At 59.7% G+C, this 8,756-nt stretch carries 7 protein-coding genes; all 7 read left to right on the top strand.

All coding sequences use genetic code 11. The annotated features are described in order from the left end of the window. The first annotated feature begins 433 nt into the window (after nt 1-433). The 7 genes from C7I87_RS20640 to C7I87_RS20610 all read left to right on the top strand — a co-directional run bounded on the left by C7I87_RS20640 (nt 434) and on the right by C7I87_RS20610 (nt 8,744). Entirely contained in the window at nt 434-1,156 is a 723-nt protein-coding gene (locus C7I87_RS20640; RefSeq protein WP_149905948.1) for a nucleotidyltransferase family protein, read from the top strand. A 46-nt stretch (nt 1,157-1,202) separates the two neighbouring features. Next, nucleotides 1,203-2,339: a DegT/DnrJ/EryC1/StrS family aminotransferase gene (locus C7I87_RS20635; RefSeq protein WP_149905947.1), complete on the top strand. Its 1,137-nt coding sequence runs from the start codon at nt 1,203-1,205 to the stop codon at nt 2,337-2,339. Next, nucleotides 2,336-3,007 (top strand): sugar transferase, encoded by a 672-nt coding sequence (locus C7I87_RS20630; RefSeq protein ID WP_149905946.1) that lies wholly within the window; start codon nt 2,336-2,338, stop codon nt 3,005-3,007. Before C7I87_RS20635 ends, C7I87_RS20630 begins: the two co-directional genes overlap by 4 nt. Before the next feature lie 72 nt (nt 3,008-3,079). Next, a complete protein-coding gene (locus tag C7I87_RS20625; RefSeq protein WP_149905945.1) occupies nt 3,080-4,084 on the top strand; it encodes an SDR family NAD(P)-dependent oxidoreductase in 1,005 nt (334 codons plus the stop codon). Beyond that, complete coding sequence (locus C7I87_RS20620; protein WP_149905944.1) at nt 4,081-5,358, top strand: hypothetical protein; 1,278 nt, start codon at nt 4,081-4,083, stop codon at nt 5,356-5,358. The genes C7I87_RS20625 and C7I87_RS20620 overlap by 4 nt, the downstream gene beginning before the upstream one ends. After that, nucleotides 5,345-6,607 carry a polysaccharide biosynthesis/export family protein gene (locus C7I87_RS20615; protein ID WP_149905943.1) on the top strand — a complete coding sequence of 421 codons (1,263 nt, stop codon included), beginning with the start codon at nt 5,345-5,347 and terminating at the stop codon, nt 6,605-6,607. Before C7I87_RS20620 ends, C7I87_RS20615 begins: the two co-directional genes overlap by 14 nt. 382 nt (nt 6,608-6,989) lie before the next feature. After that, entirely contained in the window at nt 6,990-8,744 is a 1,755-nt protein-coding gene (locus C7I87_RS20610) for a type I secretion system permease/ATPase (RefSeq protein WP_149905957.1), read from the top strand. The last annotated feature ends 12 nt before the right edge of the window (nt 8,745-8,756 follow it).

The following is an 8,756-nucleotide window of genomic DNA, read 5'->3' as shown; positions in this document are numbered from 1 at the left end:
CACGTACTTCTAATATAATCCAATTTAGCGAAAAGCCTCTCTCTTTTTTGTGAGCCTGACGTGAGGTGCCTGCCGGACGATACCGAGCCGGATTCCGGGCTCGGTGTGCTGCACAGGCTTTTTGTGTCGCACCTGCCACAGGCCAGTTCCTACACTTGGTGGATATCTGCCTTTTCATTGTAAAACTCACGCGGATTCCGTTGGTCTCATAGTCAGGCCCCGATCGCATAGGCTTCTCCTCGATCCTTCGCGACCATCTAAGCCAGAACCCGTCGGAATGTTGCCATTCGAATGCACGACGACACCGCTTCAGAGTGGCCATACCATTCACGATGCAGTGTCCGGATTGGGCTAAAGGGCGACCCTTCGAGGATGCGTTCGGCAGTCGGTTGGTGATGATGACGCTCGGGCTCAATGACCTTGGGAGGCTTGGATGAAAGCGGTGATTCAATGCGGTGGAATGGGGACACGCCTTCGGCCCTTCACATCGGTCTTGCCAAAGCCACTCATGCCGATCGGTGCTCGGCCCGTTCTTGAATTGCTCCTGAAATGGCTGCGTCGCAACGGCATCGAGGACGTCTATATCACGACCGGATATCTCGGGCATTTGATCCGCAGCGTCTGCGGCGATGGCTCGCAATGGAACATGAAGATCAAATACACGCAGGAAATGGAGCCGCTCGGCACCATCGGACCGCTCTCTCTGATCAGGGATGAACTGACCGAAACATTTCTCGTGCTCAACGGCGATGTCCTTACCGACCTAAGCCTCAGCCGATTTATAGCTGCTCACCGGCTGCATAAGGATCCGGTGACGATCGCGACGGCATGCCGCGTGATCAAGATGGACTTCGGTGTCATTGACGAAGTGAACAATGCCGTACAACTCTTCCGTGAGAAGCCGACGCTTTCCCATCTTGTCAGTATGGGAATTTACTGCATGGACCCGACCGTTCTGCAGTTCATTCCCTCCGGCGTGCCATACGGGTTCGACGACTTGATGCTGCAGATGATGCAGGGCGGCACGACCGTGCACGTGTTTAAACATGACGGTCTCTGGCTCGATATCGGTCGCGTCGACGACTTCCAGAGCGCACAAGCGATAGCGTGGGAAGAGCAGTCGGCTTCAATCGAAGTCGCCGCTGCGGCAGCATGAAGAACCGGATGTCGCGAGGCTGCTAACGACAGCCAAGGAGGTCACGATGCTCTTGGTAAGTGCCCCGATCCTGGGCGTGCCGGAGAAGGCAGCTCTATCGAAGGTGATTGATAGCGGCTGGCTGACCATGGGCGACCGGGTACGGGCCTTTGAAGAAGCCTTTGCCGGCATGCATGGGGCTGAGGACTGCGTCGCGGTCAGTTCTTGCACTGCAGCGCTTCATCTTATTCTGCATGCACTCGGAATAGGACCCGGCGACGAGGTGCTGGTTCCGTCCATGACCTTCGTGGCGACCGCGAATGCAGTGCTTTACGTCGGCGCGACTCCCGTCTTTGTAGACATCGAGTCAGCCGACGTGCCGTTGATGTCGATGGTCGAGGCGGAAGCACGCTGCACGTCGCGCACCAAGGCTGTAATTCTCGTGCACTTCGCAGGCTACCTCGCCGACCGGGAGCAATGGCAGAAGTTCGCCCGCGCCCGCGGACTGCACATCATCGAAGACGCTGCCCATGCTCCAGGCTTGAAGCAAGTGGGGACGTTTGGCGCCGCCGCCGCCTTCAGCTTCTACGGCAATAAGAACATGACAACGGCAGAGGGTGGGGCTGTGATCGCCAGGGATCCCGACCTGCGTGACAGGATCCGCCGGGCCCGCGGGCATGGGATGACCACCGGCACCCATCAGCGATTGAACAGCCGCACGCCGCAGTATGACGTCACCATGCTTGGCTTCAACTACCGCATGGACGAGTTGAGGGCGGCAATTGGGCTGGTGCAATTGCAGAATCTGCAGGAGTGGAATGAGATCAGGCGAATCCTTGTCGTCCTATACCGGCGCCTCATCGCAAATTATTGCCCGGCGGTGACGGTCCCCTTCAGCGAACCGCGGACATCCGCTTACCATATCATGCCGATCCTTCTGCCGCGCTTCGCCAACCGGCAAGACGTTGTCGACCATTTGCGGAACGAGGGGATACAAACCACGATCCACTATCCTCCGGTGCACCGGATGACGCTCTACAGCGAGCGATTTCCAGGGACCCAATTGCCGGTGACGGACGAATTCGCCCAGCGCGAACTGACAATTCCACTTCATCCCCAGATCACCTCGCCGGTGGTCGAAGCTGTCGTGACCGCTCTGGCAAGCGCGCTGGGCAATTGTGTGCAATCGGAAACAGCGGCATGAATGCTTCGGATTTATTCCTGCATCGACACTTCGCTCCAAACCCGGCCCACGGGCTTGCTAGACGAGCGATTGATCTCGCCCTGGCAATGACAGCGGTCGTGGTTCTGGCTCCGCTGATGCTGCTGATCGCCGTGGCTCTTATGCTCGAAAGCGGCTGGCCTGTCCTGTTTGTCCAGACCCGCCTGGGCGCAGGCGGCCGGTCCTTCCGCATGTACAAGTTCCGAAAGTTCGCTGTCCGCTGTAGCACGCATGGTCTTCCGCTGACTGTCGCCGGCGACTCTCGCATGACGCCGATAGGCCGGCTTCTCGCGGCCGCGAAGTTCGACGAGTTGCCGCAACTCTGGAATGTCCTGAAAGGCGAAATGGCAATTGTCGGGCCACGACCGGAAAGCCTTGCCTTCGCAGATTGTTTCCTTGGCGGCTTCGAGTCCTTGCTGCAATACAAACCGGGCCTGCTCGGTCCCTCTCAGACCCTCTTCAGGCACGAAGCCTGCCTCTATCCGCAATGCGTGGATCCGCTGCAGTTTTACCGGGAGATCTTGTTTCCGGCCAAGGCGAGGATCGACCTCTCCTACTATCCGAAGCGGACGATCGGCTCCGACATCGCCTGGATGATGCGCGGCTTTCTGGCAATCCTTTGCCCGGCTCGGCCGTCGGTCGGCGTTTGAGAAGCCATTGACATGCTCGGGCGCTCTTGGATCCCGGAGGTCGGTGCTTCAGGTTAAGGGGACGGCTTAGTCATGGCCTACAACGGCAAGAAAGTCCTGGTCACCGGCGCGGATGGATTCATCGGGTCGCATCTTACCGAAGCGCTGGTCCGCAACGGGGCTGATGTCACGGCACTGGCCCTTTACAACTCATTCGACAGTCACGGTTGGCTGGATGACTTGCCGGACGCTGTTCGAAGCCGGCTGAAGCTCGTCCGTGGCGACGTTCGCGACAGCGCGTTCCTCAACCGGATCGTGCGTGGCCAGGCGGTCGTGTTCCACCTGGCAGCACTGATTGCCATTCCGTATTCATATGCCGCTGCTCAATCCTATGTAGAGACCAACATACTGGGCACCGTGAATGTGCTCGAAGCGGCGCGCCAATGGGAGACCGAGCGCGTGGTGCACACCTCAACGAGCGAGGTGTATGGAACCGCACTGACCATGCCCATCGGTGAAACCCACCCGCTGCAGGGACAGTCGCCATATTCGGCATCCAAGATCGGCGCCGACATGATGGCAGAGTCCTACGCCAGGTCGTTTGATGTTCCCGTTGTCATCATGCGGCCCTTCAATACCTACGGCCCGCGTCAGAGTGAACGGGCAATCGTGCCGACCATCATACGGCAGGCCCTCGATTCGAATTGCAAGGCGATCATGGTGGGGGACACCAGCCCGATCCGTGACCTCACTTTTGTCGAGGACACGGCGGCGGCGTTCTTGACGGCAGGTTTAGCCGAGCTCGAGTTCGGCCGCGCCTACAATGCCGGCAGTCAGCGCGCCGTGACGATCTCTGATGTGTTGGATCTGGCGCTCGAACTGAGCGGCTCCAAAAAGCCGGTCCATCGCGACGAAAGCCGATTGCGGCCGCAAAACTCGGAAGTCCGAGCGTTGCTCGCGGATTCCTCGCGCTTTGAAAGAGAGACTGGATGGCGGGCCCGGACCAGCCTGCGCGACGGCCTGGAGCGAACCATCGCGTGGTGGCGCGCGCGCCTTGGTGAAGGCCGGGTACGCCGCGAAAAGGGCTATATGACATGACCATGTTGCGCCGTCGTGCATGGCCTCTGATGTTGATTGCAGGCTCCATATGCCTGGTTCTGCAGGTGGCCGGAAGCCAGGAGAGCAGCGCACCAACACAGTTTGCAGCGCCTGCGGCGATGGACCTGCCGGACTATCTGCAGTCGACGAGGGATCCGGTGTCCGGCACGGTTTTCACGCGCATCACCAAGCCCGGCGCGCTCGGCGAAGGCATCGTTTGCGGCAACAAATACTGCAGCCACCGCTATTCAAGCGCGCAGGCCTGGAATTCGGACCAGAGCCTCCTTGTCATAGTGAACGGCTGCGGTGGCATGTGCTTTTTCGACGGACGGACCTATGTCCCGCTGTTTCGCCGCGACCGATCGAGTGAATGCGAATGGCATCCCCGCGATCCCAACCTGATGATCTGCGTTCACGACCGGGAAATCTCGACCTGGTCACCGCGCACCGACCACGAGGACATTCAGTTTACCTCGACGAACTATCGCGATCTTCAGTTCGGACCATACAAGGGCAATCCGAGCCTGGACGGCAACCAGATCGCTGTTCGCGCTACCCGCAAGGACGGCCAGCAAGTCGTCTTCGCCTATGATCTGAAGCAGCGGCAGAAATTCCCGGACATCGATCTTGCACAGATCGATGGGACCAACAACGCCTGCTCGATCTCCCCGCTTGGCGTCAACATCCTGTGCTTCCAGACTCTGGAAGACGGCACCGAACAGGCCTTCATTTTCTCCGTGGACGGTATTTTGCGCCAGAAATGGACGGAGCATCATCGGCCTGGCCACGGCGATATGACGGTCGATACCGACGGCAGTGAGATCTACGTAGGGATAAGCAAATCCGACCCGGACAAGTATCAGGTGATCAAGCGCAGGCTATCCGACGGGAAGGTCACTTCGCTGATGAAATACGGTGAAGCTCAGCACGCTTCGCTCCGATCCCTGAGCAGGCCTGGCTGGGTGTTCCTGACCTATACCGGCAACCCGGATCAGGTCGCGAAGCATCCGGATTGGGCGCCTTATGCTCGGGAAGTGATCGCGTTGCGCATTGACGGCAGCGGTGAGGTTCGGCGCATCATCCAGACCCGGAACGTCCCGTTCGATTATTGGAGCGAGACCCACGCCTCGCCATCCCCGGATGGTTCGCAGGTGATTTGGTCGAGCAACTGGGGCGTGCCTGGCGGTCCAGTTTACGATTTCGTCGCTCGCATCGATTGGCCTCGGGAGGGCCCTTCGAAGCCAACTGAGGTTCTCGCCAATGGTCTTCACTAATCGACATGCTCTCGCCCTCGTCGCCGCCTTCTGCACCGCGCGTGTGGCCGCGGCTGCAGACATCTCGGCCCCCTACCAACTTTCCCCGGGCGACACGGTCGAGATAGGAATTGCCTCCATTCCCGATCGCACGCAGCGTGCCGTGGTCCAGATGGACGGTACGATCGCGCTTCCCGAAGTGGGCATGATCTCGGTCGGAGGGCTGACTTCGACCCAGTTGCAGACACGCGTGGAAACCATCTTGCCGAGCAAGATCTTTCGTATGCGCCTGCCCGACGGAAAAGAGCAGATGATCGTCATCAAGCCAAGCGACGTGACCGCAATCATCGCCGAGTACCGTCCGATCTATGTGACTGGCGACGTGCTCACCCCAGGACAGCAAACCTATCGTCCGCTGATGACCGTCCGGCAGGCAGTCGCGGTTTCAGGTGGGTTCAGCCTTTTGCGGACGCGGGCAAATCAGAATGGCCCTGATCCGGTTGATTTGCGACGCGACTATGAATCGCTTTGGGGCGAGTACACCAAGGCCTACCTTCACGGGGCCCGCATTCGGGCGGAACTTCAGAACAAGGACAGCTTTGACACCCAGATGCCGCAAGGCTCGCCGTTGCCGGACAGTGTCGGCGCGGCGATCGCCCAGTCCGAAAGTGAGGCACTCAAGATCGCGCTTGGTGACTATCAGCAGGAGCAGAGTTTCCTCGACAAGGCCGAGAAAGACACGGCGGCTCAGGTCGAAGTGCTTGCCAAGCGCCAGGAGGTTGAGGCTGAGGGGGTCAAGGCGGATGAGCAGGACATGGCGCGGGTAACCAAATTGTATGAAGCAGGCAACCTGACCAACAACAGACTGGCTGACGTCCGGCGCGCCCTGCTTCTCTCGTCCAGCGGGGCGCTTCAAACATCAGTCGAACTGATGCGGACACAACACCAGCAGGACGATTACGCCAGGCAACGCGAGCACGTCGACAACCAGAGAAGGATCGACCTCCTGACGGAACTGAAGGACACCGACGCGCTACTGGCGGACCTCACCTCGAAACTTCACGCCACCAGCCAGAAATTGCAACCGACCGGAGCATCCGCGCTGCCCCTGCCGATTGCAGGCGAAACGGTCCGGGCCCAGGTGACGATCGTCCGCAAAGTAGGTGATAAATGGCGAAAACTGGCCGTCGACGAAGAAGCAGCGGTGGCGCCCGGCGACACCGTTGAGGTCAGGTTCACGAGCGACCTCGAAAGCGCTGCTGCCCATTAGGGCAGCCCCGGTCGAGCCGACACAGGTCGAAAGACACGATCCCAAAGGCGGAATCAGGTTTGGTGTATGGCACCACGCTGGGATGACCCGTCCTGAAATTGTCATGTCGATCCCGCGGGCATATCGAGCAAGCGTTCGGCGCCAGTTTCCGTTTGCCCGCAAACCACCGCTTTCAGCACCTTATCCCCCGCTTTGGTAAGCCAGCTTCGAGTTCTCGGGGGCTACGTCACGATTTTGCTGCATTTTGGCCAGAGTCCATACATTAGCGGGGCATGATGTTCTATTTTGAGGGAAGCATGCTGCTCGAGGAACATGTAAGGGTGTGCATCATCGGCACAGCCAAGAAGATCACGCGGCGATTTCGCGTGAAAGATCGCAGGCCATGAGGCCGAGGGACGGGCGCTCGCTCGATCTGCGTGCCGCAATGTTGGGCTGTGTACCAGGGCTGGCTGGTGTTGGCCTGTTTTCCGCGGTCATGAACATTCTGGCGCTCACCGGCTCCGTCTATATGCTTCAGGTCTACGATCGCGTCCTGCCTTCGCAGAGCGTTCCGACACTTGTCGGATTTACGATCGGGATGCTGGGCCTCTACGCGGTCTATGGACTGCTCGATTTCGTGCGGCTTCGCTTGCTGGTTCGAATAGGCAATCGCGTCCACAAAAATCTGCAGCAAAAGGTCTTCGCTCTCTCGCTCTCTCTGCCGCTCATTGCCGGGCAGGACGCGAGCCGGGTACAGCCGCTTCGTGATCTGGATCAGTTGCGCGGCTTTCTTTCCGGATTGGGGCCGACTGTCATCTTCGACGCCCCCTGGATACCGTTCTATCTGGTGGTCATCTATCTGCTGCATCCGTCGCTCGGCATGCTGGCAACGGTCGGTGCGATTGTCGTCGTGCTATTGACGGCGGTCGCAGAAATCCTCGGCCGCGGACCGGTCGAGCGTGCGTCTGAAGCACTTCTGGCACAGCGGGCCCTTGCCGATTCCGGCCGCCGCAACGCGGAGGTCGTGCATGCCATGGGTCTTTCGGGGCGGCTTGGCCGGCGCTGGAGCGAGGTCAATCATGCGTATCTCATGCACCAGGAGCGCCTGTCCGACATTGTTGGCGCCACCGGTTCACTATCGAGGGCGCTCCGAATGGCCTTGCAGTCTTCGGTTCTCGGGCTCGGCGCCTATCTCGTGATCGGTGGCGAGGCTTCGCCAGGCGTGATCATTGCGTCTTCCATATTGCTGGGGCGCTCGCTGGCACCGGTTGATGCAGCGATTGCAAACTGGAGAGGGTTTGTGGCGTTTCGGCAGAGCTATTTCCAACTGGCTGCTGCTCTGGCCGCTTTCGGAGGCCAGAACGAGCGTATGGAACTGCCATGCCCCCAGGCGATGCTTGCGATCGAGGACCTGACAATAGCACCGCCAGGTCAGCAGAAACCGACAGTGGTCAATGTAGGCTTCCAATTGTCGGGGGGCGCAGGGATGGCCATCGTCGGTCCCAGTGGGTCCGGAAAAACCACACTCGTGCGCGCTTTGGTCGGCGTGTGGAAGCCGTTTCATGGAACGGTAAGGTTGGACGGGGCGTCTCTCGATCAATGGGATTCGGAACGGCTCGGCGCCCATATTGGCTATTTGCCGCAGGATGTTGAACTGTTTGACGGTACGGTTGCCGACAACATTTCGCGGTTCGGTGGCAAGGGCGACGCCAGAGGCGTGCTGGCAGCTGCCAGAGCCGCAGGCATCGACAACATGATCATGCGCTTACCGGAGGGCTTTCAAACGCGGGTAGGGGAAGGAGGAACGGCTCTGTCGGCTGGACAGAGGCAGCTCGTCGGGCTTGCCAGGGCACTCTACGGCGAGCCGTTTCTCGTCGTCCTCGACGAGCCGAATTCAAACCTGGACGTGGATGGCGATGCCGCCTTGGCCGGGGCAATCCTGGCGGTGCGCCGGCGTGGAGGCATCGTCATAGTTGTTGCGCATCGTCCCTCTGCCCTGACCAATATCGACACGGTACTCGTAATGTCGAATGGGAAGCTTCATTCCTTTGGCTCACGCGAGGAGGTTCTGGCGAACGTTATCCGGCCCTTCCCGCCAGCAGCAGAGCGGCCAGGTTCGGTCGTCCCGCTGCAGAAAGGGGTGAGTGGTCATGCGTGAGGTCTTGCTCTG

It is taken from the genome of Mesorhizobium sp. SARCC-RB16n (genome assembly GCF_008520305.1).
In the GTDB taxonomy this organism is placed as follows: domain Bacteria; phylum Pseudomonadota; class Alphaproteobacteria; order Rhizobiales; family Rhizobiaceae; genus Mesorhizobium.
The sequence above is the reverse complement of the archived record's forward strand: the minus strand, read 5'-3'. Positions and strand labels throughout refer to the sequence as shown.